Annotated in this window: 25 protein-coding genes and 1 tRNA gene; 10 read left to right on the top strand and 16 right to left on the bottom strand. The window is 74.3% G+C overall.

All coding sequences use genetic code 11. From position 1 onward, the window contains the following. Nucleotides 1–9: 9 nt before the first annotated feature. The 6 genes from hutH to SNR22_RS03890 all read right to left on the bottom strand — a co-directional run bounded on the left by hutH (nucleotide 10) and on the right by SNR22_RS03890 (nucleotide 8,063). Complete coding sequence (hutH, locus tag SNR22_RS03865) at nucleotides 10–1,548, bottom strand: histidine ammonia-lyase (protein WP_320065048.1); 1,539 nt, start codon at nucleotides 1,546–1,548, stop codon at nucleotides 10–12. After that, nucleotides 1,536–2,753: an imidazolonepropionase gene (gene hutI / locus SNR22_RS03870; protein ID WP_320065049.1), complete on the bottom strand. Its 1,218-nt coding sequence runs from the start codon at nucleotides 2,751–2,753 to the stop codon at nucleotides 1,536–1,538. Before hutI ends, hutH begins: the two co-directional genes overlap by 13 nt. Continuing rightward, entirely contained in the window at nucleotides 2,750–4,165 is a 1,416-nt protein-coding gene (locus tag SNR22_RS03875) for a formimidoylglutamate deiminase (protein WP_320065050.1), read from the bottom strand. Before SNR22_RS03875 ends, hutI begins: the two co-directional genes overlap by 4 nt. A 148-nt stretch (nucleotides 4,166–4,313) precedes the next feature. After that, complete coding sequence (locus SNR22_RS03880; RefSeq protein ID WP_320065051.1) at nucleotides 4,314–5,534, bottom strand: allantoate amidohydrolase; 1,221 nt, start codon at nucleotides 5,532–5,534, stop codon at nucleotides 4,314–4,316. An 11-nt stretch (nucleotides 5,535–5,545) separates the two neighbouring features. Beyond that, complete coding sequence (gene hutU / locus SNR22_RS03885) at nucleotides 5,546–7,195, bottom strand: urocanate hydratase (protein ID WP_320065052.1); 1,650 nt, start codon at nucleotides 7,193–7,195, stop codon at nucleotides 5,546–5,548. A gap of 13 nt (nucleotides 7,196–7,208) precedes the next feature. Beyond that, complete coding sequence (locus SNR22_RS03890) at nucleotides 7,209–8,063, bottom strand: MurR/RpiR family transcriptional regulator (RefSeq protein WP_320065053.1); 855 nt, start codon at nucleotides 8,061–8,063, stop codon at nucleotides 7,209–7,211. 107 nt (nucleotides 8,064–8,170) lie between these two features. Between SNR22_RS03890 and SNR22_RS03895 the strand changes: the two genes are divergently transcribed. Then, a complete protein-coding gene (locus tag SNR22_RS03895) occupies nucleotides 8,171–9,001 on the top strand; it encodes an MOSC domain-containing protein (protein WP_320065054.1) in 831 nt (276 codons plus the stop codon). Between the two features lie 67 nt (nucleotides 9,002–9,068). On the opposite strand, the gene SNR22_RS03900 is transcribed toward SNR22_RS03895, so the two are convergent. The 3 genes from SNR22_RS03900 to bcp all read right to left on the bottom strand — a co-directional run bounded on the left by SNR22_RS03900 (nucleotide 9,069) and on the right by bcp (nucleotide 11,204). After that, nucleotides 9,069–9,611: a GNAT family N-acetyltransferase gene (locus tag SNR22_RS03900; RefSeq protein ID WP_320065055.1), complete on the bottom strand. Its 543-nt coding sequence runs from the start codon at nucleotides 9,609–9,611 to the stop codon at nucleotides 9,069–9,071. 105 nt (nucleotides 9,612–9,716) lie between these two features. Beyond that, nucleotides 9,717–9,800: transfer RNA gene (locus tag SNR22_RS03905), tRNA-Leu, on the bottom strand. A 927-nt stretch (nucleotides 9,801–10,727) separates the two neighbouring features. Then, a complete protein-coding gene (gene bcp, locus SNR22_RS03910; protein ID WP_320065056.1) occupies nucleotides 10,728–11,204 on the bottom strand; it encodes a thioredoxin-dependent thiol peroxidase in 477 nt (158 codons plus the stop codon). 162 nt (nucleotides 11,205–11,366) lie between these two features. On the opposite strand from bcp, the gene SNR22_RS03915 reads away from it, so the two are divergent. The 4 genes from SNR22_RS03915 to SNR22_RS03930 are packed head-to-tail and all read left to right on the top strand — an operon-like array spanning nucleotide 11,367 to nucleotide 14,090. Continuing rightward, nucleotides 11,367–12,086, top strand: coding sequence for an energy-coupling factor ABC transporter permease (locus SNR22_RS03915; protein ID WP_320065057.1), 720 nt, complete (start codon nucleotides 11,367–11,369; stop codon nucleotides 12,084–12,086). Continuing rightward, on the top strand, nucleotides 12,083–12,535 hold the full coding sequence (locus SNR22_RS03920) for a PDGLE domain-containing protein (RefSeq protein WP_320065058.1): 453 nt from the start codon (nucleotides 12,083–12,085) through the stop codon (nucleotides 12,533–12,535). The genes SNR22_RS03915 and SNR22_RS03920 overlap by 4 nt, the downstream gene beginning before the upstream one ends. Before the next feature lie 11 nt (nucleotides 12,536–12,546). Continuing rightward, nucleotides 12,547–13,317 (top strand): cobalt ECF transporter T component CbiQ, encoded by a 771-nt coding sequence (gene cbiQ / locus SNR22_RS03925; RefSeq protein ID WP_320065059.1) that lies wholly within the window; start codon nucleotides 12,547–12,549, stop codon nucleotides 13,315–13,317. Further along, nucleotides 13,314–14,090, top strand: a complete 777-nt coding sequence (locus SNR22_RS03930) for an ABC transporter ATP-binding protein (RefSeq protein ID WP_320065060.1) — start codon at nucleotides 13,314–13,316, stop codon at nucleotides 14,088–14,090. Before cbiQ ends, SNR22_RS03930 begins: the two co-directional genes overlap by 4 nt. Before the next feature lie 186 nt (nucleotides 14,091–14,276). On the opposite strand, the gene SNR22_RS03935 is transcribed toward SNR22_RS03930, so the two are convergent. The 4 genes from SNR22_RS03935 to SNR22_RS03950 are packed head-to-tail and all read right to left on the bottom strand — an operon-like array spanning nucleotide 14,277 to nucleotide 17,295. After that, nucleotides 14,277–15,419: a hypothetical protein gene (locus SNR22_RS03935; protein WP_320065061.1), complete on the bottom strand. Its 1,143-nt coding sequence runs from the start codon at nucleotides 15,417–15,419 to the stop codon at nucleotides 14,277–14,279. Further along, on the bottom strand, nucleotides 15,416–16,132 hold the full coding sequence (locus tag SNR22_RS03940; RefSeq protein ID WP_320065062.1) for a DsbA family protein: 717 nt from the start codon (nucleotides 16,130–16,132) through the stop codon (nucleotides 15,416–15,418). Before SNR22_RS03940 ends, SNR22_RS03935 begins: the two co-directional genes overlap by 4 nt. After that, a complete protein-coding gene (locus SNR22_RS03945; protein ID WP_320065345.1) occupies nucleotides 16,125–16,649 on the bottom strand; it encodes a MauE/DoxX family redox-associated membrane protein in 525 nt (174 codons plus the stop codon). The genes SNR22_RS03940 and SNR22_RS03945 overlap by 8 nt, the downstream gene beginning before the upstream one ends. Nucleotides 16,650–16,680: 31 nt before the next feature. Continuing rightward, a complete protein-coding gene (locus SNR22_RS03950) occupies nucleotides 16,681–17,295 on the bottom strand; it encodes a sigma-70 family RNA polymerase sigma factor (protein ID WP_413775585.1) in 615 nt (204 codons plus the stop codon). Between the two features lie 289 nt (nucleotides 17,296–17,584). Here SNR22_RS03950 and SNR22_RS03955 point away from each other — a divergent pair, with 289 nt between their 5' ends. The 3 genes from SNR22_RS03955 (at nucleotide 17,585) to SNR22_RS03965 (ending at nucleotide 20,753) form a co-directional block, all read left to right on the top strand. Continuing rightward, the gene (locus SNR22_RS03955) at nucleotides 17,585–19,252 is read left to right on the top strand and encodes a copper resistance CopC/CopD family protein (RefSeq protein WP_320065063.1); all 1,668 of its coding nucleotides are present in this window, start codon (nucleotides 17,585–17,587) and stop codon (nucleotides 19,250–19,252) included. Between the two features lie 16 nt (nucleotides 19,253–19,268). After that, a complete protein-coding gene (locus SNR22_RS03960) occupies nucleotides 19,269–19,994 on the top strand; it encodes a YcnI family protein (protein ID WP_320065064.1) in 726 nt (241 codons plus the stop codon). A 156-nt stretch (nucleotides 19,995–20,150) separates the two neighbouring features. Next, complete coding sequence (locus SNR22_RS03965; protein WP_320065065.1) at nucleotides 20,151–20,753, top strand: hypothetical protein; 603 nt, start codon at nucleotides 20,151–20,153, stop codon at nucleotides 20,751–20,753. A gap of 204 nt (nucleotides 20,754–20,957) precedes the next feature. On the opposite strand, the gene SNR22_RS03970 is transcribed toward SNR22_RS03965, so the two are convergent. Beyond that, on the bottom strand, nucleotides 20,958–22,247 hold the full coding sequence (locus SNR22_RS03970; protein ID WP_320065066.1) for a glycosyltransferase family 87 protein: 1,290 nt from the start codon (nucleotides 22,245–22,247) through the stop codon (nucleotides 20,958–20,960). A 67-nt stretch (nucleotides 22,248–22,314) separates the two neighbouring features. On the opposite strand from SNR22_RS03970, the gene orn reads away from it, so the two are divergent. Then, on the top strand, nucleotides 22,315–22,911 hold the full coding sequence (gene orn, locus SNR22_RS03975; RefSeq protein WP_320065347.1) for an oligoribonuclease: 597 nt from the start codon (nucleotides 22,315–22,317) through the stop codon (nucleotides 22,909–22,911). 45 nt (nucleotides 22,912–22,956) lie between these two features. On the opposite strand, the gene SNR22_RS03980 is transcribed toward orn, so the two are convergent. Then, nucleotides 22,957–23,148: a DNA repair protein gene (locus SNR22_RS03980; protein WP_320065067.1), complete on the bottom strand. Its 192-nt coding sequence runs from the start codon at nucleotides 23,146–23,148 to the stop codon at nucleotides 22,957–22,959. A gap of 261 nt (nucleotides 23,149–23,409) precedes the next feature. Here SNR22_RS03980 and SNR22_RS03985 point away from each other — a divergent pair, with 261 nt between their 5' ends. After that, nucleotides 23,410–24,123: a GNAT family N-acetyltransferase gene (locus SNR22_RS03985; protein ID WP_413775586.1), complete on the top strand. Its 714-nt coding sequence runs from the start codon at nucleotides 23,410–23,412 to the stop codon at nucleotides 24,121–24,123. A gap of 524 nt (nucleotides 24,124–24,647) precedes the next feature. Here SNR22_RS03985 and SNR22_RS03990 read toward each other — a convergent pair. After that, nucleotides 24,648–26,099, bottom strand: a complete 1,452-nt coding sequence (locus SNR22_RS03990) for a glycoside hydrolase family 3 protein (protein WP_320065068.1) — start codon at nucleotides 26,097–26,099, stop codon at nucleotides 24,648–24,650. Nucleotides 26,100–26,153: the final 54 nt, after the last annotated feature.

Consider the following 26,153-nt stretch of genomic DNA (forward strand, 5'->3'; position numbering starts at 1 on the left):
GGGCGGCGATCAGCCGAGCGGGCCGATCGCCCGCTCGATGGCGATCCGCAGCTCCGGGCCGGCCACCACCGCCCGGGTGGCCTCCAGCAGCGGGGCGAGGAAGACGTCCGGTCCGGGCTCCCCGGCCACGTCGCCGAGCGCCGCGAGGGCAGCTCGGCCGGCCGGCGACGGCGTCAGTGGGGCGCGCAGCTGGAGCCCCCGTACGGCGGCCAGCAGCTCCACCGCGAGCAGGCTGGTCAGGTTGTCCAGCACGGTGCGCAGCTTCTTCGTCGCCGCCCAGCCCATCGAGACGTGGTCCTCCTGCATGCCGCTGGTGGGCAGCGAGTCCACCGAGGCGGGGGCGGCCAGCCGACGGTTCTCCGCGACGATCCCGGCGGCGGTGTACTGGGCGATCATCAGGCCGGAGTTGACCCCGGCGTCGGGGGAGAGGAACGCCGGCAGGTCCCGGGACCGGGTGACGTCGAGCAGCCGGTCCACCCGCCGCTCGGAGATCGCCCCCACCTCGGCGGCGGCGATGGCCAGGAAGTCGGCGGCGAAGCCGAGCGGGGCCCCGTGGAAGTTCCCGGTCGACTCGACCCGTCCGTCGGGCAGCACCACCGGGTTGTCCACCACGGACACCAACTCCCGGTCGGCCACCGTGCGGACGAAGTCCAAAGTGTCCCGGGCGGCCCCGGCGACCTGCGGCGCACAGCGCATCGAGTACGCGTCCTGCACGGCGTGCGCCAGGTCGTCGCGGTGCGAGTCCATCACCGCCGACTTCTGGAGCAGCCGGTGGATGTTCGCCGCCGACACCGACTGCCCCGGGTGCGGGCGGATCGCGTGCAGCTCCGGCAGGAACGGCCGCTCCGAACCGAGCATCGCCTCGATGGCGAGCGCGGCGGTCACGTCGGCCATGGTGAACAGGTGCGCCGCGTCGCGGACCGCCAGCAGCAGCATGCCCAGCATGCCGTCGGTGCCGTTGATCAGCGCCAGCCCCTCCTTGGCGGCCAGCCCCACCGGTGCCAGCCCGGCCCCGCGCAGCGCGTCCGCGCCGTCGATCCGCTCGCCGGCCGGGCCGAGCACCCAACCCTCGCCGAGCAGCACCAGCGCGCAGTGCGCCAGTGGGGCCAGGTCGCCGGACGCGCCGAGCGAGCCGTGCTCCGGCACCCATGGGGTGACATCGTTGTTGAGCAGGTCGACCAGGGCCTCGGCGAGCAGCGGGCGCACTCCGGAGCGGCCCAGCGCCAGCGAGCGGACCCGCAGCAGCATCATCGCCCGGACCACCTCGCGCGGCATCGGGGCGCCCACCCCGGCCGCGTGCGAGCGGATCAGCGAGTGCTGGAGCTCGGCCCGCCGCTCGGGCGCGACGAAGGTGTTCGCCAGCGCCCCGAAGCCGGTGGAGACTCCGTACACGGGGCGGCCGTCGGCCTCGATGCCGTCCACGATGGAGCGACTGACCGCCATCGCCTCCACGGTGGCGGGGGCGAGGGCGACCTTGGCGGTGCCGCGGGCCACGGCGAGGACGTCGGCGGGGGAGATTCCGGTGGGCTGGACTACTACGGTCGACATTGCGGCACTCCGTTGTGCAGAACCTGGCGGATCAGGGGAACACCGGGCCGGTAGGCCAGGTGCAGGTGCGACGGCGCGTCGAGGATGCTCAGGTCGGCCCGGGAGCCGGGCCGCAGCACCCCGACGTCGTCGCGGCGCAGCGCCCGCGCGCCCCCGGCGGTCGCGGCCCAGACCGCCTCCGCCGGGGTCATCCGCATCTCGCGTACGGCGAGGGCGATGCAGAACGGCATCGACGAGGTGTACGACGAGCCGGGGTTGCAGTCTGTCGCCAGGGCCACGGTGACTCCGGCGTCGAGCAGCCGGCGCGCGTCCGGGTACGGCGAGCGGGTGGAGAACTCGGCCCCGGGCAGCAGGGTCGCCACCGTGGCGGTGTGTCCCCCCTCGTGGCACAGGCAGCCGATCCGGGTCGAGGCCAGCGCGTCGACGTCGGCGTCGGTCAGGTGCGTGCAGTGGTCGACGCTCGCCGCGCCCAGCTCGACGCCGAGCCGCACGCCCGGCCCGGGACCGAGCTGGTTGGCGTGTACCCGCGCGCCCAGCCCGACGGCCTGTCCGCAGGCGAGGATGTTGCGGGCGTGGTCGACGTCGAACGCGCCCCGTTCGCAGAAGACGTCGATCCAACGCGCGTGCGGCGCGGCGGCGGCCAGCATCGGCCCGCAGATCAGCTCCACGTAGTTGTCGGGGCGGTCGGCGTACTCGGCGGGGACCACGTGGGCGCCGAGGAAGGTGGTCTCCTCGCTGAACTCGGCGGCGATCCGCAGCGACCGGGTCTCGTCGGTGACGGTGAGGCCGTACCCGCTCTTGATCTCGATCGTGGTGGTGCCCTGCCGGGTCGCCTCGCCGACCAGCCGGCGCACGGTGGCCCGCAGCGTGTCGTCGGAGGCCGCCCTGGTCGTGCCGACCGTGGTCCGGATGCCCCCGCCGGTGTACGGTCGGCCGGCCATCCGGGCGGCGAACTCGGCGGCCCGGTCCTCGGCGAAGACCAGGTGGGCGTGGCTGTCCACGAAGCCGGGCAGGGCCGCCGCCCCCTCGGCGTCGATCCGCCGGTCGGCGGCCGGCGCATGCCTGGCCGGGCCCACCCAGGCGACCCGGCCCTCCTCGACCAGCACGGCGGCGTCATGGTGCAGCCCGAGCGGGCTCCCGTCGCCGGTGCTGGCGACGTTGGTCACCAGCTCACCGATATTGTCGACCAGCAGGCTGCCGCTCACCGGGTCACCGCCTCGACGGCGGCGCGCAGCTCGCGCGGCACGTCCACCGTCAGGTGCCGCCCGTCGGCGACCACCTGCCGGCCGTCGGAGACGACCGAGGCGACGTCGGCGGCGGTCGCCGCGAAGAACGCCCCCACCGGTGGCACCCCGGCCGTGCGGGCGCTGTCCAGCCGGACCGTGACCAGATCGGCGCGGGCGCCGACGGCGAGCCGGCCGGCGTCGCGCCAGCCCAGCGCGGCGTGCCCGGCGGCGGTGGCGGCCCTCGCCAGCTCGGCCGGGGTGAAGTGGCCGCGCCGGCGGGTGCGTAGCCGCTCGTCGAGCTCCACGGCACGGGCCTCCTCGAAGAGGTCGACCACCGCGTGACTGTCGCTGCCCAGGCTCAGCGGGACGTCCGCATCGGCCAGCCGGCGGGCCGGCCCGATCCCGTCGGCCAGGTCCCGCTCGGTGGTCGGGCAGAGGCAGACGCCGGTGCCGGAGTCGCCGAGCAACGTCACGTCGGCGCTGGTCAGGTGGGTGCCGTGCACGGCGACGGTGTCCGGCCCGAGCACCCCGTGATCGGCCAGCAGCCGGGTCGGGGTGCGGCCGTGCACCGCTCGGCAGGCGTCGTTCTCGGCGGGCTGCTCGGAGAGGTGGACGTGCAGCGGGACCCCGCGCCGGGCGGCCCACCCGGCCACGGTGGCGAGCTGCTCCGCCGGCACCGCGCGGACCGAGTGCACGGCCGCGCCGACCAACGTGTGCCCGGCCGGCCCTGGGCGCCCGTCATCGGCCGCCCGGTTGTCGGGGGCGAGCGCCGAGACCCGGTCGGCCCAGCGCAGCGCGTCGCCGTCACCGAACCGCCGCTGCGGCCCGGTCAGCAGCTGACCGTCCACGGTGGCCGTCAGGTAGCAGGTGTCGAGCAGGGTGATCCGGATGCCGGCCTGGGCGGCTGCCTCGATCAGCGCCACGCCCATCGCGTTCGGGTCGGCGTAGGGCGTGCCGTCGGGGCCGTGGTGCAGGTAGTGGAACTCGCCGACGCAGGTCACCCCGGCCAGCGCCATTTCGGCGTACGCGGCTCGGGCCAGGGTCAGGTAGGAGTCCGGGTCGAGGCGGGCCGCCACCTCGTACATGGCGTTCCGCCAGGTCCAGAAGTCGCCCTGGCCCGCGCGGGTGCTCTTGTGGGTGCTGCCGTGGGTGCGTCCGCGCAGTGCCCGGTGGAACGCGTGCGAGTGGGCGTTGGCCAACCCGGGCAGGGCCAGCCCCGGCAGTCGCACGGCGTCGCCGAGCACCTCCACCCCGGCGGCGGGGGCGGTGCCGGCGGTGAGCGGGGTGACGGCGGTGAACCGGCCGTCCTCGGCCTCGATCAGGACGTCGGCGGTGGGCTCGGCCCGGTCGGGCAGCCAGGCGTACTCGGCGATCCAGCGGGTCGGGGTCACCTCTTCCGCCCCCTAGGCTCCGGGGTCTGGTGTCCGCTCCGGGCACTGCCCGCATTGGTTGGGTTGCGTCGGCCCGCTGCTGCGCCCGAGGCACGGCGCGGGACGACGCCGGGGGAACCGACCGGTGGCGCGGTCGCCGGAGGCAGGGTCAGGCGCATGTCAGCTCCTTCAGCACACGGGCCAGGGCGGCCACCCCGGCGGCGCAGTCGGCGTCGGTGGCCGCCTCGGCAGGAGAGTGCGACACCCCGGTCGGGTTGCGCACGAACAACATCGCGGTGGGCAGGTGCCCGGCCAGCACCCCGGCATCGTGACCCGCCCCGGTGGGCAGCACCGGCGCGGCCAGCAGCCGGGCCAGCCGCCCGCCGAGCCCGCCGTCGAAGGCGACCAGCCCGGTCGCCGACTCCTCGGTCAGGGTGACCTCCGTGCCGTCCCGGCCGGCGCGGTCGGTGGCCTTGGCGTGCACCGCCTCGACCAGGCCGGTCAGCGTCGCCGGCTCGGCCGCGCGGGCGTCCAGCCAACCGGTCACCCTCGACGGGATCGCGTTGGTGGCGTTCGGGGAGACCCGGACCCGACCGACCGTGGCGTGCGCGCCGCGCAGCCGGGCCTCCTTGTTCGCCGCGAGCACGGTGAACGCGTACGTGAGCATGGGGTCGCGGCGGTCGGCCATTCGGGTCGTACCGGCGTGGTTGCCCTCGCCGTGGAAGTCGAAACGCCAGCGGCCGTGCGGCCAGATGGCGCTGGCGACCGCGACCGGCGCATCGTGCTCGACCAGCGCGCGGCCCTGCTCGACGTGCAACTCCACGAAACACGAGAACCCGCCCAGCAGCTCCGGCCGAACCCCCGCCGGCCGGGCGCCCAGCGCCTCGGCGAGGCTCACCCCGTCGGCGTCGCGCAGCCCGGCCGCGCGGTCGGCGTCGAGCGCGCCGGTGAGCAGCCGCGACCCCAGGCACGGTACGCCGAACCGGGCCCCCTCCTCCTCGGCGAACGCGGCCACCACGAGGGGGCGGACCGGGGTGGCCCCGGCGGCGCGCAGCTCGTCCACGGCGAGGAACGCGCTGACGATGCCGAGTGGCCCGTCGTACCCGCCGCCGTGCGGCACCGAGTCGAAGTGGCTGCCGGTCAGCACCGCGTCCCCGGCGTCCGGGTCGCCCCAGCGGGCGAAGAGGTTGCCGTTGCCGTCGGCGGTGACCGGCATGCCCCGGCTCGCGGCCTGCGCCCGGAACCAGTCGCGCAGGGCCAGCTCCGGCGCGGTGAACGCGTACCGCAGGTACCCGCCGCTGTCGGGGTCCCGGCCGATCGGCGCAAGCTCGTCCCACAGTTTCCGGAACCTGTTAGGAAGGGACCCTTCCACTACCGAATGCGTCAACAAGGTGCCCCTCCTTACGCTTCGGACATGGGGACGCGGACGCCGGTGCGGTCGGCGACCTCGCGGGCGGCGTCGTAGCCGGCGTCGACGTGCCGGATGACGCCCATCGCCGGGTCGTTGGTGAGGACCCGCTCGATCTTCTGCCCGGCCAGTGCGGTGCCGTCGGCGACGCAGACCTGACCGGCGTGGATCGACCGGCCGATGCCCACCCCGCCGCCGTGGTGGATCGACACCCACGATGCGCCGCTTGCCGTGTTGACCAGCGCGTTGAGCAGCGGCCAGTCGGCGATCGCGTCGGAGCCGTCGGCCATCGCCTCGGTCTCCCGGTACGGGCTGGCCACGCTGCCGCAGTCCAGATGGTCCCGGCCGATGACCACCGGCGCGGACAACTCGCCCGAGGCGACCATCTCGTTGAACCGCACCCCGGCGCGGTCCCGCTCGCCGTAGCCGAGCCAGCAGATCCGGGCCGGCAGGCCCTGGAAGGCGACCCGCTCGCCGGCCAACCGGATCCACCGGGCCAGCGACTCGTTCTCCGGGAAGAGGTCGAGGATCGCCCGGTCGGTGGCGGCGATGTCGGCCGGGTCGCCGGAGAGCGCCGCCCACCGGAACGGCCCCCGGCCCTCGCAGAACAGCGGCCGGATGTACGCCGGTACGAAGCCGGGGAAGTCGAACGCCCGCTCGTACCCGCCGAGTTGCGCCTCACCCCGGATCGAGTTGCCGTAGTCGAAGACCTCCGCGCCGGCGTCGAGGAACCCGACCATCGCCTCGACGTGCTTCGCCATCGACTCCCGCGCCCGGTCGGTGAACTCCACCGGCTTCGCCCTCGCGTAGTCCCGGGCGTCGGCCGGTTCCACCCCCTCCGGCACGTACGACAGCGGGTCGTGCGCGCTGGTCTGGTCGGTGACGATGTCGATCGCCACGCCCCGGCGCAGCAGTTCGGGGAAGACGGTGGCCGCGTTGCCGACCACGCCGACGCTGAGCGCCCGGCGGTCCCGCTTCGCGGCGAGCGCCCGCTCGACCGCGTCGTCCAGGGAGTCGGCTACCTCGTCGAGGTAACGGTCGCGCACCCGGCGGTCCAACCGGGTCCGGTCCACGTCCACGACCAGGCACGCGCCGCCGTTCATGGTTACGGCGAGGGGCTGGGCCCCGCCCATCCCGCCGCACCCGGCGGTCAGCGTCACCGTCCCGGCCAGCGTGCCGGAGAACCTCTTCGCCGCGACGGCCGCGAACGTCTCGTACGTGCCCTGGAGAATGCCCTGGGTGCCGATGTAGATCCACGACCCGGCGGTCATCTGCCCGTACATGGTCAGGCCGAGTTGCTCCAGGCGGCGGAACTCCGGCCAGGTGGCCCAGTCGCCGACCAGGTTGGAGTTGGCCAGCAGCACCCGGGGTGCCCACTCGTGGGTGCGCATGACCCCGACCGGGCGGCCGGACTGCACCAGCATCGTCTCGTCGTCGCGTAGGTCGGTCAGCGTGCGCACCAGCGCGTGGTACGACGGCCAGTCCCGCGCAGCCCTCCCCGTGCCGCCGTAGACGACCAGGTCATCGGGGCGCTCGGCAACCTCGGGGTCGAGGTTGTTCATCAGCATCCGCAGGGCGGCCTCCTGCGGCCACCCCTTGGCGGTGAGCGCGGAACCGCGGGCGGCGCGGACGGGCTGGGGCATCTCGTCTCTCCTCTCAGCCGAGGAACAACTGGCGACGGGCGGCGGAGGCCTCGAAAGCCTCCAGCCGACGCTGGGTCTCGGCGGGCGCGGCGTCGCAGATGGCCTGGAGGACCACCATCGCCAGGGTCATCGGTGCGGTGTGCAGGTCGAACACGAGGTCGGTGCCGACGGCGGCGGGAAGCAGCACATCGGCGTGCTCGCCCGCCGGGGAGACCGGCGAATCGGTGATGGCCACCACGGTCAGCCCGGCGGCCCGCGCCTCGCGCAGCGCGTCCATGGTCTCCCGGGGGTAGCGGGGCAGCACGAACGCCAGCAGGGCGCTCGCCCCGGCCGCGGCGGCCTGTTCGAGGCGGTCGGTGAGCAGGCTGCCCCCGTCGTCGAGCACCCGCACGTCCGGGTGCACCTTGGCGGCGAAGTACGCGAAGTACGCGGCCAGCGGCGCGGCGGCCCGCAGCCCGAGCACCGGCAGCGGGTGGCTCGCGGCCAGCAGGCGGCCGACCCCGGTGATCCGGTCGGTGTCGGCGAGTTGGCCGGCCAGCCGTTCCAGGTTGCCCAACTCGGCCCGGACGGCACGTTGCAGCTCGTTGCCGCCGCCCGAGGGATCGCCGGTGGCGGCCCCGGTTAGCTCGCGCAGCCGGCGGCGTAGCGCCGGGTAGCCGTCGTGGCCGAGCGCCACGGCAAACCGGGTCACCGACGGCTGGCTCACCCCGGCCAGCTCCGCCACCTCGGCGGCGGAGAGGTACGCCGCGGCGGCGGCGTGCTGCACCAGGCAGTGCGCGATCCGGCGCTGCGTCGGGGTGAGTCGTACCCCCCGGAGCAGGTCGAGCACCGGGTCGGTGGGCACCCCGATGGTGCCTCCGTCATTCATATGGCGACTCTATGCATCAATAATTTCAGTGGCAACCGTCGGTACCCCCTGTTTTCCTGAACCTGGTACAAACCTCTGGTGAACGCGACGAAGCCGCGGCGGGCCCGGTGAGGCTCGCGGCCGTGCACACGTACCCGGTCAAGGGCTGCCACCGCCTCGACCACGACGGCGCGCGGGTCGAGCCGTGGGGCCTGGCCGGCGACCGGCGCTGGATGGTGGTCGACGCCGACGGCCTCGGCATCACCCAGCGGGATACCACCGTGCTGGTCGGGCTGCGGGCCGCGCCCCGCGACGGCGGCCTGCTGCTGCGCGCCGCCGGCCGCCCCGACCTGGACGTCGCCGAGCCCACCGGCGTGGAGCCGCTGCCCGTGCGGGTGTTCCGCACCCGGCTGCCGGTTCCCGCGCTCCCCGCCGGGCCCGCAGCCGACGACTGGCTCGCCGCCCTGCTCGGCCGCCCGGCCCGCCTGGTCCATCTGGCCCGGCCCACCCGGCACCTGGCGCCCGGCGACCGCGCCCACGACACCGGCGACCAGGTCAGCTTCGCCGACGAGTACCCCCTGCTGCTGGCCGCCACCGCCTCCCTCGCCGCGCTCAACGGCTGGCTCGCCGCCGCCGGTGAGGAGCCAGTGCCGATGAGCCGCTTCCGCCCCAACCTGGTCGTCGAGGGCACCCCCGCCTGGGCCGAGGACGCCTGGGCCGGCCGGCCTGTGTGGATCGGCTCCGCCCGGTTCCGCGCCGCCGGGCGCTGCAACCGCTGCGTGGTCACCACCACCGACCAGGAGACGGGGGTACGGGGAAAGGAGCCGCTGCGCACCCTCGGGCGGCACCGCACCATCGACCGGAAGCTCCCGTTCGGACTGCACCTCGTCCCCGAGGGGGCGGGCGTGGTGCGGGTCGGCGACCCGGTGGAGGTGGCGGCCGCCGGGGCAGCGCCCTAGCTCCGGCTCACCGGCTCGGTGCTCATCGGCTCGGTGCCTACCGGCTGGGCGCTCACCGGCTGGGCGCTCACCGGCTCGGTGCGTCGCCGGTGGTCGTCAGGTCGAGCCACATGAGGACCTCGTCCCGGTCGTCGCCCGGGGCGACCCGCAGTGCGCCCGGCAGCCGGCCCACCTCCCGGTACCCGAGCCGGGCGTAGAACCGCTCCAGCCCCAGCCCGCTCCGCACGGTGACGTGCAGCGCCTCCCAGCCCGCCGTTCGGCCGAGCCGCTCCGCCTCGCGCATCAGCGCCGACCCGTACCCGAGGCCCTGGGTGTCGGGGTGCACCATCACCCGCTTCAGCACACACCAGTGCGCCTTCAGGTGGAACCGGTTGTCGGCGAGGACCAGCACCGCCACCGGGCGCTCGCCGTCGTACCCGACGAGCAGGCGGTCCGGGCCTGCGGAGATGTCGGTGAAGGTCGCCTCGGCGACCGGGCGGACGTCGGCGACGGCGACCGGCGCGACGAAGCCCACCGCGCCGCCGGCATTGGTGGCGTCGGCCCAGAGGGTCACGATCTGTTCCCGCAGCTCGGCGGTGAGGTCGGGGTCGAGGACGAAGCGCAGACTCACGCCCACCATCCTGTCGTCGGGCGATGGACCGCGCCCGCTTTCGTGACGCGCCCGACAGCCCGGCCGGCGCGGGTGCCGCCCGGCGGCCGCTGCTCAGTGAGGGGGTGCGGGAGAGGGGACTCGAACCCCCACGTCCTCTCGGACACAGGAACCTAAATCCTGCGCGCCTGCCAATTTCGCCACTCCCGCGGACACCGGAAGTCTAGTGCGTCTGGCTGCCGCCGTGTTGAGCGCCGCTGCCCTGAGGATGGCGGAGACGGTCCCGTGGCTGACCGCGCAGCCGCCCTCGGGCAGTTCTCGCAGCAGGTGCGCGAGTTTCTTGGGCCCGAGCCCGGGATTGGCCAACGCGTGTTGGATCACGATCTCCCGGACAGCTGCCGCCCGCCACCGCCGCCCGCCGTGCTGCGGGGACACCGAGCCCTGTTCCGTCAGCCGCTGTCGGAGGCGGTGAAGGTGACCGGGGTGGCAGCCGACCCGCCGCGCCGCCTCTCGTATGGTCAGCTCCTGCCCGTCGACCAACTGGAAGAGCCTGACCAGTTCCTCGGTGGTCACCACTCCCGTCGGCGGCGGGCCGTCCGGGTCGTCGGTCGCGACCTCGCCCTGGGGATCAACCCCGTACCTGCGGCGGTTCCGGCCGGCGTAGGTCGGGGTCTGACTGTGGCAGTTCGGGCAGAGCAGGCGGAGGTTCTCCGGCCGGCAGTCCCAGAACCGACCGTTGCGGTGGTCGACCTGCAGGGTCAGGGGACGGCCGTTCCAGCACGAACCGACGCCGCGGTCGGCGCAGACGAGGGCTACCCCGATCCGGGCCAGCGCCCGGCGGAGGACGTCCGAGTGGGCCCGGCGGCGGGTCGGATCGCGCAATACCAGCAGGTCGGCGGGGGACCGGGCGGGTGGGTGCGACGGCCGGCGGAGGGCGATGCGTCGGAAGTGTGACGTGTCGATGCCGTGCCTGTCGATTCGCCGCCGCAGATGCGCGTGGGACCCCCCCGTTCTGGGGCAGCCCGAGATGGCGCAGGACGTCCGCGATGCTGTGCGAGACCGCGACCACGTCCCGAAGCAACTCCTCGGAATACTTGTAACGAACCATGCGCGCACCGTAGTGCTGGGCTGTGACAGTCAGTCGAGGTTGAGGTCGCGGCGCAGCTTGGCGACGTGGCCGGTGGCCTTGACGTTGTAGAGCGCCCGCTCGATCTTCCCGTCCGGGTCGATGACGAAGGTGGACCGGATCACCCCGGTCACCGTGCGGCCGTACGACTGCTTCTCGCCGTACGCGCCGTACGCGGTGAGCACCGCCCGGTCGGCGTCGCCGACCAGCGGGAAGGTGATGGCGTCCCGCTCGCGGAACTTCGCCAGCTTCTCCGGCTTGTCGGGTGAGATGCCGACCACCTCGTAGCCGGCCGCCTGGAGCGAGGCGAGCGAGTCGCGGAAGTCGCAGGCCTGCTTGGTGCAGCCGGGGGTCATTGCGGCGGGGTAGGCGTACAGGATCACCCGCCGGCCGCGCAGGTCGCCCAGGGAGAGGGTTTCGCCGGTGTCGGTCGGCAGGGTGAACTCGGGCGCGGGGTCGCCGGAGTTGAGGCGGGCGGGCGCGGTCATGGCGGAAACCCTACCGCCGCCCCGGTGTGGGCCAGCGGGGACGACGCGCCGGCATTCGTGATCAACTTCATGGCTTGTTGCAACCTATTGGCAACAGCGGTTCTCTGGAAATAAGCTTGCCCTCGTCGGTGTGGGCCCGCCCGCCGCGCCCCGGGAGGTCGAGTGGAAACCCTGGCGATGCACATTTCCAACGGGATCGTCAACGGTCCCGTTGCCGCCCTCTTCGCCGTCTTCGCGTTGGCGGCGCTGGCCCTGTGCGTGCTGCGGAGCCGGCGCGACCTCGACGACCGGCTCGCCCCGATGGCCGGCCTGGTCGCCGCGTTCATCTTCGCCGTCCAGATGCTCAACTTCCCGATCTTCACCGCCGGGGTGAGCGGTCACCTGCTCGGCGGCGCGCTCGCCGCGCTGCTGGTCGGCCCGTGGGTGGGTGCCCTGTGTGTGGCGGTCGTGCTGGTCGTGCAGGCGCTCGTCTTCGGTGACGGCGGGGTGGCCATGCTCGGCCTGAACATCACCAACATGGCCGTCCTCGGCACCGCCGTGGCGTACCTGCTGATCGCCCTGCTGGTGCGGGTGCTGCCCCGCACGCCGGCCGGCCTCGGCGTGACCGCCTTCGTCTCGGCGCTGGTCAGCGTCGTCGTCGCGTCCCAGGGCTTCGTGCTCCAGTACTGGCTCGGCGGCACCACCGACCTGGGCGGGAACCTCACCGGCCTGGCCGGCACCATGGCCGGCGCCCACCTGCTGATCGGCATCGGCGAGGGCCTGATCACCGCAACCACCGTGGTCACCGTCGCGAAGGTCCGCCCCGACCTGGTCTACGCGCTGCGCGCCCTCAAGCCGGCCGCGCCGGCTCCCGTCGTCCCGGTCGCCGGAGGTGCCCGATGAGTAAGCGTTTATGGGGATTCATCGTCGGCGGCCTGCTGGTCGCGCTGCTGCTGGCCGGCGTGGTCAGCAACTACGCCTCGTCGCACCCGGACGGGCTGGACTCGTCGCTGCTCAAGGGCTGCACGGTCAACGCCGAGGACGAGATCACCGGCGGCAGCTGCCCGGCCCAGCAGGCGCGGGACCACGAGCTGGCCGACAGCCCGTTGGCCGACTACGGCATCCGGGGTCTGGACAACGACTTCCTCTCCACCGGGCTCTCCGGCGTCCTCGGGGTACTACTCACCTTCGCCGTCGGCGGTGGCGTGTTCTGGCTGCTGCGCCGACGGGACCCGGGGCAGAGTGCCGGCCACGCCACCGCCGACGGATCGACCGGCGTGCACCGGGCCGGGGGCGACCCGGTCGGCGGCGGGCGCGACGACGACACGTCGCGCGTGGCGCAGAGCCGGTAGGCGGAACGCTGATGGGAGCCGGCCACGCCCACGTGTTGTACCGGGATTCGACCTCTCCGGTGCACCGGCTCCCACCCGAGGTGAAGATCGCCGCGATGGTGCTGTTCACCATCGCGGTGGTGGCCACCCCGCGCGCGGCGTTCTGGGCCTTCGGCGGGTTTGCCCTGCTGGTCACGGCGGTGGCCGCGCTGGCCCGGGTGGGGCCGGGCTGGCTGCTCAGCCGCGCCGCGATCGAGCTGCCGTTCGTGCTGTTCGCCTTCGCGCTGCCGTTCCTCGGGGCGGGGGAGCGGGTCGAGGTGGCGGGGATCGGTCTCTCCGTTGACGGGCTGCTCGGCGGCTGGAACATCATCGCCAAGGGCACTCTCGGCGTACTGGCGTCGCTGCTGCTCGCGGCGACCACGACGACCCGGGACCTGATCGTCGGCCTGGACCGGCTGCGCTGCCCGCAGATTCTCACCCAGATCGCCACCTTCATGCTGCGCTACCTGGACGTGCTGATCGGCGAGGCCCGCCGGATGCGGGTGGCCCGGGTCTCCCGGGGCGACGACCCGCGGTTCCTCTGGCAGCTGCGCGGCTTCGCCGCCGGCATCGGGGCACTGTTCCTGCGTGCGTTCGAGCGCGGCGAGCGGGTCTACCTGGCGATGGTGTCGCGCGGCTACTCCGGCCGGATGCCGGCGGTGTGGCAGGGCTCGGGCGCGGCGACCGCTGGGCAGTGGCTGGTCGGGGCGACAGTGCCGCTGGTCGCGGCCACCATCGCCGCCACCGCCGTCGTCCTGACATGATCGGGTACGTGCAGAAGCCGGCTCCTGTCTCACTCGACGTTCGCGGCGTGCGGTACGCGTACCCCGATGGGCACGTCGCCCTGCGCGGGGTGGACCTGACCGTGTCGCGCGGCGAGCGGGTGGCACTGCTCGGGCCGAACGGTGCCGGCAAGACCACCCTGGTGTTGCACCTCAACGGCATCCTCACCGCCGCCGAGGGCACGGTGAGCGTCGGCGACCTGACGGTGAGCCGGGACCGGAACACCCTCGCGGAGATTCGTCGTCGGGTCGGGATCGTCTTCCAGGACCCGGACGACCAGCTCTTCCTGCCCAGCGTTGCCGAGGACGTGGCCTTCGGGCCGGCGAATCTGGGGCTACGCGGGGCGGAGCTGACGGCCCGGGTGGACGAGGCGCTGGCGGCGGTGGGGATGGCTGAGCACCGCGACCGCGCCCCGCACCACCTGTCGTTCGGGCAGCGCCGCCGGGTGGCGGTGGCCACCGTGTTGGCCATGCGGCCGGAGATCCTGGTGCTCGACGAGCCGTCGTCGAACCTGGACCCGGCCGCCCGCCGGGAGTTGGCGGCGATCCTGCGCGGCCTTCCGGTGACCCTGCTGATGGTCACCCACGACCTGCCGTACGCGCTGGAGCTGTGCGACCGCTCGGTCATCCTCGATGAGGGCCGCATCGTCGCTGACGCCCCCACCCCCACCCTCCTGGCGAACGAGGAGCTGCTGTCGCTCCACCGCCTAGAACTCCCCCACGGCTACACCCCCCACCCCCACCCCCACCCCTGAAGCTCGCACCCCCACCCCACCCCTGAAGCTCGCGATCTTGCAGTTAGGGCCCCGGCAATTAGTGCATAAGGTGCAATAACTGGGCCCCAAGTGCAAGATCGGCGCGCGGAGGGGGCGGGGCGCGGGGGTGGGGCGCGGGGTGGGGGCTGTTGCGTGCGCGCGGGGCGGGGGCGCGGGGTGGGCGGGTTAGGTGGGGAGGGTCGGGGACGGGGTGGGGGTGGGGGTGGGGGTGGTGGTGCGGAGGCGGAGGATGCCGGCGGCGGTGGCGCCGGCGCCGGTGGCCAGGATCAGGGCCAGCAGGGTGCGGGCCAGGCCGCCCGGCCAGGGGAGCGGGGGGACCGAGCGGCTGAGGACGGCGAGGTTGGTGACGCCGACGAAGAGGGCGAGGCAGGCTCCGGCCAGCGCCACGGCGAAGTCGGCCGCCGGGCGGCGAGCCAGCGCGTAGCCGCCCGCCGCGAGCGCGCCGAGGCCGGTGAGCAGCGCCCAGACCTGACCGGTGAGCAGGCCGGCGAGCACCCCGCCGACGCCGGACGCCCCGGCGTCCAGCTCCCGGCCGACGGTGAAGACGATCGCGGCGAGCCCGCCGGCGGAGAGCGCCGCGCCGACCCCGGCGAACGCGCGTGCCCCGGCGGGGGTGCCGGCGGCCAGCAGCCCGGCGGCGCCGACCAGGAGGAAGCCGAGCGTGGTCGCCAGCCACCAGGGGTACGGGTCCGGCGGCGGCACCCAGTCGAGGGTGCCTCGGATCTCCACCGGCTCCGCGCCGTCGCGTAGCGGGACCGTCCAGTCCCGGACCCGTTGCTCCCGGGTCGGGTCGGCGACCACCCGCGCGGGCGGGTCGGGCTCCTGCCACAGGGTGCGCCGGTCGTGCCAGCGGGCCGCCGGCCCGTCATCGATCCGCCGCCAGTCCGGGGCGGCGGCCGGGTCGGCCCGGTCGGGCAGGGTGGCGTCTCCGGCGAGGGTCCGGTTCAGGTACGTCGCCGGGGAGCGGCTGTTCTCGAACACCCCGTCGGGGCCGATCCGCAGGTAGGGCTCCCCGGAGTAGCCGATCACCTCGACCGGGCGGCCGGTGCGGTTGACCAGCTCCAGTCGGGCCCCGGCCTCCACCGCCCGGACGGTCAGCCCGGGGCGGCCCGGGGCCACACCGGTCACCTCGACCCGGTAGTCGGTGCCGTCCGGGGCGTCGGCCCCGTGCGCGACGGCCGGCGCGGCGGTGCCGAGGACCGCGGCCAGCACGGCGGCGACGACCACCCCGGCCCGGCGCAGCAGCGACGGCCTGGCCCGGTCGGATGCCACCCCGGCCCGGTGGGACACCAGGGGTACGGGGCTCACTGGCCGGCCGCCGCCACCGCCGCCTTGATGCCCTCGGGGCTGCGGTCGGCGACGTCCTTGCCGTCGATCTTGATCGTCGGCGTGCCGGTGATGCCGGCCTTGCTCGCATCCTCGGTGACGTGCTCGGTCCACGACTTGTACGTCCCGTCGGAGACGCAGGAGCCGAAGTCGTCCCGGTTCAGCCCGACGCCCGCGGCGATGCCGACGAGCTGGTCGTCGCTCAGCCCGGCGCCGCCCTCGGCCGGCTGCTGGTCGAAGAGCGCGGTGGTGAACTCGTGGAACTTGCCGCCCTTCGCCGCGCAGCCGGACGCGGCCGAGGAGCGGGTGGAGTACTCGGTCGTGGAGAAACGGTTCAGGTAGGCCACCGGGTGGAACACCACCCGGACCTTGCCCTCGCTGACGAGCTGGTCGATCGTCGCGCCGCTGGCCTGCTGGAACTGCTTGCAGGCCGGGCAGAGGAAGTCCTCGTACAGCTCGATGGTGACCGGCCCGTCCCCGTATGCGATGCCGGTGCCGGAGTCGGTCGCGCCCGGCGGGGCGGTGAAGGTGTCGGAGCGTTGGCTGGACCAGACGGCCCAGCCGATCCCGCCGGCGATGACCAGCACGGCGACCGCCACCAGCGAGGTCCAGAGAGTCCGTCGGCGACGGCGTTCCCGGGCCAGTTGCTCCCGGACCACCCGGGCGGCATCCCGCTGCCCCTTGCGACTACTCATCCTCGTCCTCCATGGGTGCGCCCGCGAGCCAGCCGTCCATGGAGACGGGGGTGCGGGGCCAACTCAGCAGGAATCCGGCCAGCGCCAGGAATCCCAGGTCCCGGAGGATCTCCGGGAGGTAGCTCGGGGACTGCCCGGCGGCGAGCTGCCCGCCGCTGCCGAAGCAGCCGCAGTCGATGGCCAGGCCGCGCGCCCAGGCCGAGACGATGCCGGCGACGAAGACCACCAGCAGCGCCGCCGAGACCCCGGCGGTGAGCCGGGTGGCCAGCCCGACCAGGAGCAGCACCCCCAGTGCCAACTCGACGAAGGGCAGCGCCGCGCCGATCACCGTCGCGACGTCGTACGGCATCACCTGGTACGCGTTGACGGCGCGGCCGGAGGCGGCCAGGTCGCCGACCTTGGTGCCGCCGGCGACCAGCCAGACGGCGGCCAGCCCCAGCCGGACGGCAACGCCCAGCCACGGGCGGACGGCGGGCCAGCGGGCGGCTCCGGTACGTGCTGCTGCGGTCACGGTTATTTGTCGCCCCGGATCCGATGGAAGTTCCCGGTCATCGGGCGAGCGAGTCGCCGACCGAGTCGACCAGGTCGACGCGGGCCCGGGCCACCCGGGAGCGGATGGTGCCGACGGGCACCCCCTCCACGGCGGCGGCCTCCGCGTACGACAGGCCGAGCAGTTGGGTGAGCACGAACGCCGCGCGTCGTTCGGCGGGGAGCCGGCGCACCAGGTCGGCGGCGCCGAGCTGCCCGGCGGGGTCCGGGTACGGGCGGTCGGTGTGCGCGTGCGCGACCAGCCGCTCGGTGAGCCGCCGTCGGCGAACCACGGTGCGCAGGTGGTCGGCGCAGGCCCGGCGGGTGATGCCGAGCAGCCAGGTGCGGACGCTGGAGCGCCCCTCGAATCCGGGCAGCGCCCGGAACGCCCGCAGGTACGTCTCCTGGGTGAGGTCGTCGGCGCTGTCCCGGTCGACGAGCGCTGCGGCGAACCGCCACACCTCGGCCTGGGTGGCCCGGACGAAGGCCGCCTGGGCGACCGGGTCGCCCTCGCGCGCGGCCAGCGCCCACCCGGTTGCGGCGTCCCGGTCATCGCCCGTTCCCGGGGCCCGGGCACCGCCGATCGCGGCGGCGGGGGGGCCGACTACGGCGGGGTCGCGCGGGGCAGGGATCACGTCAGACCAGGGTACGCGGCACGTCAGGGTCCGGCAGGGTCCTTCGGCCCTTCCATGGTCCGCGCCACCCCGGAGAACCCTTTCGGCACCGTCACCCGGGGAACTTTCCCGGCGCCCGGCCCGACTACCCGTCGTGACAGGCGACGACGTACGCGCGGTGCGGGAGCCGTCGCGGCCGGGCGTGGGTGACGCCGATCACCCCGGCGGTGGCCCTCGGGCGATCGGCCGGGCCGGGGCGTGGGGCGGCTCGGTTCGCCGGGAGGGCCCGTCGTCGGCGAGCATTGCCGGCATGACTGCTGCCAATCTCCGGCCCCCGCGTCGCCGGCTCGCCCGGGTGGGTGCGCTCACCGGCCTGCTGGTCACCATCCTCGCCCTGCTGCTGGCCCCGGCCACCCCCGCGAGCGCCCACGCGGTGCTGGTGAGCAGCAGTCCGGCCGCCTCCGCCGTGGTGCCGAGCGGGCCGGCCGAGGTGGTGCTGACGTTCAGCGAGTCGGTGCACAAGGTGTCCGGGAAGATCCGGGTGATCGCCCCGGACGGGGCGCGGGCCGACCGGGGGGAGCCGTCCTTCACCGGCTCGGTGGTGACTTTGCAGGTGGACCCGTCCGCCGGGCGGGGCACCTACCTGGTCAGCTACCGGGTGATCTCCGCCGACAGCCACCCGGTCTCCGGCGCGTTCAGCTACTCGGTGGGTGCGCCGTCGACGCCCCCGACCGACTCCGGGACGGACAACCGGGCCGACCCGGTGGTGGAGAACGGGGTGAAGGTCGCCAGGTACCTCGGCTACGCGGGGCTGCTGCTGCTGGTCGGCCCGGCGCTGGTGCTCGGCGCGCTGTGGCCCCGCCGGCTGGACCGCCGGGGACCGGCCCGGCTGGCCTGGGGCGGGCTGGGCCTGCTGGCGTTCGCCACGCTCGCCGAGCTGTGGTTGCAGGTGCCGTACACCGCCGGTGGCGGCCTGTTCGACGTGACCGGCGCGGGCCTGGGCGAGATGCTCGGCAGCACATACGGCGCGGCGCACCTGGTCCGGTTGGGCCTGCTCGGGGCGGCGGCGTTCCTGCTCCGCCCGCTCTTCGCCGGGCCGGTCGGCCGCACCGACGCGGTGATCCTGGCGATCCTCGGTGGGGCCGCGCTGTTCACCTGGCCGCTGGCCGGGCACCCGGCCGCCTCGCCCGCCCCCGCCGTGTCCGTGGTGGTCGACGCGGTGCACCTGGGCAGCATGGCGGTCTGGCTGGGCGGTCTGGTGATGCTCGGCGGGTTCCTGCTGCGTCGGGCGGACGAGCGGGAGCTGGCCGCGATCCTGCCGATCTGGTCGCGCTGGGCGGCGCTGGCCGTCGCGGCGCTGCTGCTCGCCGGCACGGTGCAGGCGCTGATCGAGGTGTCCACCCTGGCTGCCCTGGTCGACACCACGTACGGCCGGCTGGTGCTGGCCAAGATCGTGCTCTTCGTGCTGGTGATCGGGGTGGCCGCGTACTCCCGGTCGCTGGTGCGGCGGCGCATCGCCGCGGGGCGACCCACGTCGATGCGGCGGGCGGTCCTGGCGGAGCTGGCGATCACCGCGGTGGTGCTCGGGGTGTCGGCGGTCCTGGTGCAGACCACCCCGGGCCGCACGGCCTCCGCCGATGTGGCCGGCGCGCAGGCCGGCTACTTCACCACCACCCTCCCCAGCCCGCTGTACTCCCTCCAGGTCGAGATGGATCCGGCCGAGCGGGGCAACAACTCGCTGCACCTGTACGCGTACACGTTGGACAACCGTCCGCAGCCGGTGGCCGAGTGGAAGGCCACCGCCGCGCTGCCGTCGGCCGGGATCGAGCCGATCGAGATTCCGTTGCTGTCGCTTACCGACAACCACGCGACCGGGGAGATCAACCTGCCCGCCGCGGGGGAGTGGCAGTTCCGCTTCACCGTCCGGACCTCGGACATCGACCAGGCCACGGTGAGCGCCACCGTGGCGATCCGTTAGAGAAGGGCAGTTCCCCATGTTCCGTTACCGGCGTTCCGCAACCGCCGCCGTCGGCGCCCTCGGCGTCGTCGCCGCCGTGGTGCTCGGTGTGGCCGCCCCCGCCTCGGCGCATGTCTCGGTCAACCCGAAGGAGGCGACCCAGGGCGGGTACGGCCGGTTCGCGTTCCGGGTGCCGAACGAGAGCGACGCGGCCTCGACGACCAAGGTCGAGGTGGTACTGCCGGAGAACGCGCCGGTCGGTTCGGTCTCCACGATGCCGGTGCCGGGCTGGACGGTGGCGGTGGAGAAGCGCAAGGTCGACCCGCCGCTGCAGGTGCACGGCAGCGAGATCACCGAGGCGGTCTCGAAGGTCACCTGGACGGCGACGGGGGACGCGGGGGTGAAGCCGGGGCAGTTCCAGGAGTTCCCGGTCTCGATGGGCCCGCTGCCGCAGGTGGAGACGATGGTCTTCAAGACGCTCCAGACGTACTCCGACGGCAACGTGGTGCGCTGGATCGAGGAGCCGGTCGCGGGGGCCGAGGAGCCGGCGCATCCCGCTCCGGTGCTCACCCTGACCGCCGCCGCCCCGTCGGCCGGGTCCGCAGCTCCGGTGGCCGCCGAGGCCGATGACGATGACGACGACTCCGACGGCGGTACGGGCACCGTGCTCGGTGCTGTCGGCCTGGTCGCCGGGCTGGCCGGCCTGGTCCTCGGCGGGCTCGCGTTCGCCCGTACCCGGCGGGAGCCGGTCGCAAGGTCCTGATCCCCGTCCGTTTCTCTCCGTCGGCCCGCCGGTCCACCCGGCGGGCCGGCCCGTTTCCGGCACCCCTTGTCCGCCGTTGCTGGTGATATCGGCTGATTGCGCGGTTTGCGTCGGTAAGGTCGTCCGGGTACCCGGCCACGGAGAGGAACCACACGGATGCGATTCGCTCGCGCGCTTGTCGGCATGCTGCTGCTCACCATCGGGATACCGGCCCTGCTGGCCGGTGCCGCGCTCGGCATCGCCGCCCGGCGCGCCGACCCCGCGGACGGCTTCACCGCCCGGATCGGCGCGATCGATCTCCAGGCGTGGCGTGCCGCCGGATGGCTTCCCGTGGCGGTCTGGATGCCGATCGCGCTGGGCGGCCTGCTGGTGGTGTCCGCCGCGTTGCTCCTGCGGCGCCCGGCGCGTCCGCGTGAGGTGGTCTTCGTGGTCGATCCCGATCAGGTCCCGGTGTTGGCCGACCGGCTCGGGGTGACATCGCTCACCGCGCTCGGCACCGGGCCCGCGCCGGCCCTGGCGGTCCCCGTCGAGCGGCCACTGGTGGCGGTCGGCCGGCCCGATTCCCGGCCCCGCCGGGCGCTCGGGCCCGCCCCGGCCCGCCGCCCGGCCACCCTCGCCGATCTCGGCCGGCCGGCCAGGCCCGCGCCCCCGGCCTGGCCGCCGCTGGCCCCGGAGGCCACGGCCCGACCGTTGCGGATCGAGCCCCGCCGGATCCGCCCGGCCGCCCCTGGTGGGGCCCGCGCCCGCCAACGTTCCTGACGCGACGCGACGGCGGGTGCCCGGCCGCCCCCGGTGGGGCCGGCCCCCGCCAGCGTTCCTGACGGGACGCGACGGTGGGCCGGGCCCGCTGCCAGGTAACGGCGGGTGGCCCTCCGCACTGCCGACGCGGAGGGCCGCCTGCACCGGGGGATCGGTGCCACGGGGGGATGCCCGAGTTGAGGGATAGATTAGCTGATATCGGTGCTAGTCAGGAGATCTGTCCATTTGGTGCGACTTCTCGTCCCCGGTGCCGGCCCGCGTGCGCGGCCGGGCGACCGGGAGGGCCGCCACCAGCAGCAGGCTCAACAGCACGTACGCGTTGCGGACCAGGAAGTCCCCGGGTGAGTCGGTGCGCACCGGGGCTACCCCCCAGTCGTGGAACGAGACGACGCCGTAGACGATCACCGCACCCGTGAAGACGGCCAGGCCGGTCCGCCATCGGCGCCGCCGCACCCCGCCGGGCCTGGCCGGATCCTCGCTGAGCGCTACGTCGGCCAGCACCACCACCGCCGGAACGAACCAGTAGATGTGGTGGGTCCAGGTGATCGGGCTGACCAACGAGCCGACCAGCCCGGCCAGGGTCAGCCCGGTGAGCGCGTCGCCGGCCCTGGCCGCGCGGGCGGCCCGCCACAGCCCGTACCCGGCGACCAGCAGGGCCAGCACGAGCCACAGCAGCCGGTTCGGCTCGGCCGGTGCGGTGAGTCGACTGAGCAGCCCGAACAGCGACTGGTTGCCGGTGTAGTCGGTGCGCCCGACCCGGTTGGTCGCCCACAGCTCGTGGGTCCAGAACCGCCACGAGTCCGACGGGGCCACGGCCGCCGCGAGCAGCGTCGCCCCGGCGGCGGTCGCCGACGCCACGGCCGCCTCCCGCCAGCGTCGGGTCGCCAGCAGGTGGACGATGAAGATGCCGGGGTAGAGCTTCAGCGCGGTGGCCAGCCCCACGCCCACGCCCGCCCAGCGTCGCCCCTGCGGCACCGCGAAGAGCAGGTCGGCCAGGATCAGCACGACCAGCAGCATGTTGATCTGGCCGAAGGTGATCGTCTCCCGGGTGCTCTCCACCGCGAAGACCAGCAGCACCGCCGCGGTGAGCGTGAACGTCCGGGGCAGGCCGTGCCGGGCGATGACGGGGGCGAGTAGCCATCGGGTGGTCACCACCACGGCGAGCGCGGTCAGGATCGTGAAGACCCCGATCGTGAGGCCCAGCGGCAGCAGCGCGAAGGGGCGCAGCAGCAAAGCGGTCAGCGGGGGATAGGTGAAGTACAGCTCGCCCTGGACCCGATCCGGCTGCGCGTAGTCGTAGAGCGGGTGGCCGTCGGCCCACCAGTCCATCGCCCGCATGTAGATCTTCAGGTCGAAGAAGTCGTGCACCAGTCCGGGCAGGTACAGCGCCGGGAGGACGGCCGCCAGAGCCAGCACCGTGATCAGCCGACGGATCCGCCGGCTGCCCGGCTCGTCGGCGGTGACGGAGGGTGGCGCGATCGGTTCAGCTGGCACGGGAAAACCCTAGCGGTCCGTACCGCCGACGGTGCCGAGGCGCGAGGGCGTGGGCGGCGCGTACGCTGTGCCCGTGGCTGACCTCCTTGTCTGGATCGACTGTGAGATGACCGGCTTGGACCTCGGCAGGGACGCCCTGATCGAGGTCGCCGCGCTCGTCACCGACCCCGACCTCAACGTGCTCGGTGACGGCGTGGACGTGGTGATCCACGCCGACGAGGCGGCGCTGGAGGGAATGCCGGAGATCGTCCGGACGATGCACGCCAAGTCCGGCCTCACCGAGGAGGTCCGGCGCTCCGTCGTGACCCTCGCCGAGGCCGAGGACCTGGTGCTCGAGTACGTCACCAGCCACGTGAAGGACCCGCGCACCGCACCGCTGTGCGGCAACTCGATCGGCACCGACCGGGGCTTCATCGCCCGGGACATGCCGCGCCTGGACGCGCACCTGCACTATCGGATGATCGACGTCTCCTCCATCAAGGAGCTGTGCCGGCGCTGGTACCCGCGGGTGTACTTCGGGCAGCCGCGGAAGGGGCTGGCGCACCGGGCGCTGGCCGACATCCAGGAGAGCATCCGCGAGCTGGAGTACTACCGGCGCACCGTCTTCGTCCCGCTGCCCGGCCCGGACGTGGACGCCGCCAAGGCCATTGCCGCCGAGCTCTGAGCCGGCCGCACCCGCGGGTGCGCCCGGTGCTGGTCCACCGCGAGATCAGCGGGCGGTGAGGCCACGCCGGGTGGAGGCGCCGTCCGGCAGCTGATTCAGCTCCGTCCAGGTCAGCGCCGGCTCCGCGCCGCGTGCGTTGCGGGCCTCGTGGTACGCGGGCTGGGCGGGGAAGTGCCCGGCCCCGCGCCAGTGGCGCGCAGTGTCCTGCTGGTACCGGTCCTCAGACAAATTCGACATGACCATACCGTCCCAAATAAATATGTGCATGTGTGGAATTTGGTATGACGCTCGATCGGCGCCGTCGGTTCCCGCTGTCGACAGTCGGGCGGCAACCGACATCCATCGGTGGTGTTCGCTACGTCTACCCACCCACCACAGGCCTCAATCAGCCCGCGCCCGATCGCCGGACCCCGCACCGCCGCCGGTGGCCGCCCGCTGCCCGGCGCGTTCCCGGACGCGTCGAGCGCCCAAAGCGGTGACGTCGGGCATACCATGATCATGTCGGCACCCCGCGAGCGCGGGGCGGCAGCGCGGCGGATGGAGGCGACAGTGCTCGACCGGCGGCTGTACCTGCACCTGGCGACCTGGCTCGGGCAATGGCCGGCCGGCCCGGGGCTGCACGTGGTCGGCTCGCCCCGGCGGGCCCTGCCTGCCTGGGACGGCCGGCTCCGCCCGGCGATCGCGGTCGACGACGGCCGCAGCACGGTGCTCTCGGTGGCGCCCCGGCATGTTCCGGCCGTCCGGGCGCTCGCCGCCCGCCCGGAGCAGCAACTGCTCGCCGGCCTGCCGGCCGCCGTGGGCCATTCCCGCTGGGCGTGCGTCGACGACGTGTTCCGATGGAGCGTCGCCCCGGCCCCGCTGCCCGACGTGGGGGAGTGGATCTGGGCGACCGAGCCCGGGCTGCCCCGCTGGCTGCGGCTGTTCGACGAGGAGGTGCTGGTGGTGCGGGACGCCGACGGGAACTACCTGGCCGGCGCGGCGATCAAGCGGCACGACGAACACGGTCACGAGTTGGCCGTCGGCACGGAGCCGGCCGCCCGGGGCCGGGGGCTGGCCCGTCGACTGGTCGCCCAGGCCGCCCGCCGGGTGCTCGACGAGGGCGCGGTGCCGACATACCGGCACGACCCGGCCAACACCGCGTCGGCGTCGGTCGCGGAGGCAGCCGGCTTCCCGGACCGGGGTTGGCGGTCGTACGGGGTCTACCCGCCATGATCAGCTGACCGGTTCGGCCGCGGCCGGCCGCTGGCGGCGGTCGATGGCCGTCTCCGGTCTGACGGCGGACGGCGTGGGGTAGAGGGGTGTCGGCCCCTCGGGGCGTCAGCCACTGGCTGACCGCAAGACGTCGTGCGTCCAGCCGGCGGCGCGAGTTAGGGGACGGCGCGGGCCCGGTCAGGCAGGGCGCGGACCGTGGATCCCGGGCCGGATCCACGGTCCGCAGCCTTCTCCCCCCAGGTCCGGTGGGGTGACCGGCAGCCCCGCCGGTCGCCGTTCCACCCGTAACGCTACGTATCGATGGTGGGTCCGGCAAGGGTTGGTCGGCGGGTCGGCGGTGTCGTCTAGCGGACTTGACCTGCGGCAACGTCCCGGGCGGCTCCCGATGGGGCGGTGACGCAGCGTTCAAGCCTGAGTGAGCGCGAGATTGCCACCCGGTATGCCGCCGGGCGACTGACGCCGCCAGCCCGTCCGTCCGCGCGGCAGAGCAGGCGCCGGCCCTCCGACCAGGACCGCAAGCGGGGTCAGCTCGCCAGGCCGAGCGCCTGGGCCGCCGCCCGCCCGTTGGCGTGACTTGCCCCGTACGTGATGACGAAAGCCCGGGCGTCCGCCGGTCGCCACCGGCCCGGCCAGCCCATCTCGACCACGGTCACCGGGTGCGCGGCGGCCAGCGCGTCGATCAGTTCGGCGCAGCCGGGGAGCCGGTGCAGGTTTCGGCCGACCAGCACGATGGGCCGGGACCCGGCGAGCCCGCGCAGGGCCGCCGCATCGGTCTCCTCGGCCACCACCCGCACCTCCTCCAGCCCGGCCAGGTGCGGGCCGAGCCCCCACGGCACCCGCCCCTCGGCGATCGTGGACGCGGCGTGCACCTGCACCACCAGCGGCACGCCCAGCCCGGTGACGTCGCCCTCGACGCGGACGGCCCGCCGCGCGGCGGCGTACCCCAGGTCGGTGGGGGCGGGGTTCGGCACCCCGGCGGCCCGGGTCCAGGCGGCGAGCGCCGCAGCCCGGCCGGCGGCCTGCTCGACCCGGGACCGGTCCAGCCGGCCGTCGCCGAGCGCGTCAACGATCTCGGCGACCACCCGCTCGACCAGCCCGGCGTCGACCTTGAACCCGATACAGAGCAGGTCCGCCCCGGCGGCGAGCGCACGGACCGCAGCCGGGCCGACGCCCCCGGCGGCGAGCGCTGCGCCCTTCATCTCCAGCGCGTCGGTGATCAACGTCCCGGTGAAGCCGTACTCGCGGCGCAGCAGGTCGACCAGGACCGCCCGGCTGAAGGTGGCCGGGTCATCCCCGGTCAGCGCGGGAACCCGGATGTGGGCCGTCATGATCGACCGGACTCCGGCGGAGATCACGGCGGCGAACGGCGGCAGGTCCCGCTCGCGAAGGACGGCCGGCGACACGTCCACTGTCGGCAACTCGTGGTGGGAATCGGCGATCGTCGCACCGTGGCCGGGGAAGTGCTTGGCGCAGGCGGCGACGCCCGTCGACTGGAGGCCGGTGACGGCGGCGGCCGAGTGCACGGCCACCCGGGCCGGGTCCGCGCCGAACGAGCGGGTGCCGATCACCGGGTTCTCGTCGGCGGTGTTCACGTCCACGGTCGGCGCGAGGTCCACGGTGATCCCGAGTGCGGCCAACTCCGCCCCGATGGCCGCGTACACCCGCTCGGTCAGCGCCGGGTCGTCAACCGCGCCGAGCGCCGCGTTGCCCGGATACGGGCTGCCGGTGGCATGGGCCAGCCGGGTGACGTCGCCGCCCTCCTCGTCGATGGCGACCAGCACGTCGGCACGGGCCGCGCGCAGGGCCGCCGTGCTCGCCGCCACCTGGGCGGGGTCGTGCACGTTCGTGCCGAAGAGGGTGTGCCCGGCCAGTCCCTCGCCGACCAGGTCGACGGCCCAGCTCGGCGGAACCGGCCCCGGGTAGGCGGCGAGCAGGGTGCCCAGCGCGAGTCGGCGCAGTCCTGGATCGGTCCCCACGAGATCGTCCCCTTTCGGTGCCCGGAGGCACGAACGTCGTACCGGGGCGGCCGG

The sequence above is a fragment of the Micromonospora sp. RTGN7 genome (genome assembly GCF_033804645.1).
Taxonomy (GTDB): Bacteria; Actinomycetota; Actinomycetes; order Mycobacteriales; family Micromonosporaceae; genus Micromonospora.

Excerpts from the sequence above, each read along its gene's own strand:
- SNR22_RS03940 (WP_320065062.1), bottom strand. The coding sequence starts at position 16,132 with ATGAGTAGTCGCAAGGGGCAGCGGGATGCCGCCCGGGTGGTCCGGGAG.
- SNR22_RS03960 (WP_320065064.1), top strand. The coding sequence starts at position 19,269 with ATGTTCCGTTACCGGCGTTCCGCAACCGCCGCCGTCGGCGCCCTCGGC.
- cbiQ (WP_320065059.1), top strand. The coding sequence starts at position 12,547 with ATGGGAGCCGGCCACGCCCACGTGTTGTACCGGGATTCGACCTCTCCG.
- SNR22_RS03920 (WP_320065058.1), top strand. The coding sequence starts at position 12,083 with ATGAGTAAGCGTTTATGGGGATTCATCGTCGGCGGCCTGCTGGTCGCG.
- SNR22_RS03930 (WP_320065060.1), top strand. The coding sequence starts at position 13,314 with ATGATCGGGTACGTGCAGAAGCCGGCTCCTGTCTCACTCGACGTTCGC.
- hutU (WP_320065052.1), bottom strand. The coding sequence starts at position 7,195 with ATGCCCCAGCCCGTCCGCGCCGCCCGCGGTTCCGCGCTCACCGCCAAG.
- hutH (WP_320065048.1), bottom strand. The coding sequence starts at position 1,548 with ATGTCGACCGTAGTAGTCCAGCCCACCGGAATCTCCCCCGCCGACGTC.
- SNR22_RS03955 (WP_320065063.1), top strand. The coding sequence starts at position 17,585 with ATGACTGCTGCCAATCTCCGGCCCCCGCGTCGCCGGCTCGCCCGGGTG.
- SNR22_RS03890 (WP_320065053.1), bottom strand. The coding sequence starts at position 8,063 with ATGAATGACGGAGGCACCATCGGGGTGCCCACCGACCCGGTGCTCGAC.
- bcp (WP_320065056.1), bottom strand. The coding sequence starts at position 11,204 with ATGACCGCGCCCGCCCGCCTCAACTCCGGCGACCCCGCGCCCGAGTTC.
- SNR22_RS03980 (WP_320065067.1), bottom strand. The coding sequence starts at position 23,148 with ATGTCGAATTTGTCTGAGGACCGGTACCAGCAGGACACTGCGCGCCAC.
- SNR22_RS03985 (WP_413775586.1), top strand. The coding sequence starts at position 23,410 with ATGTCGGCACCCCGCGAGCGCGGGGCGGCAGCGCGGCGGATGGAGGCG.
- SNR22_RS03965 (WP_320065065.1), top strand. The coding sequence starts at position 20,151 with ATGCGATTCGCTCGCGCGCTTGTCGGCATGCTGCTGCTCACCATCGGG.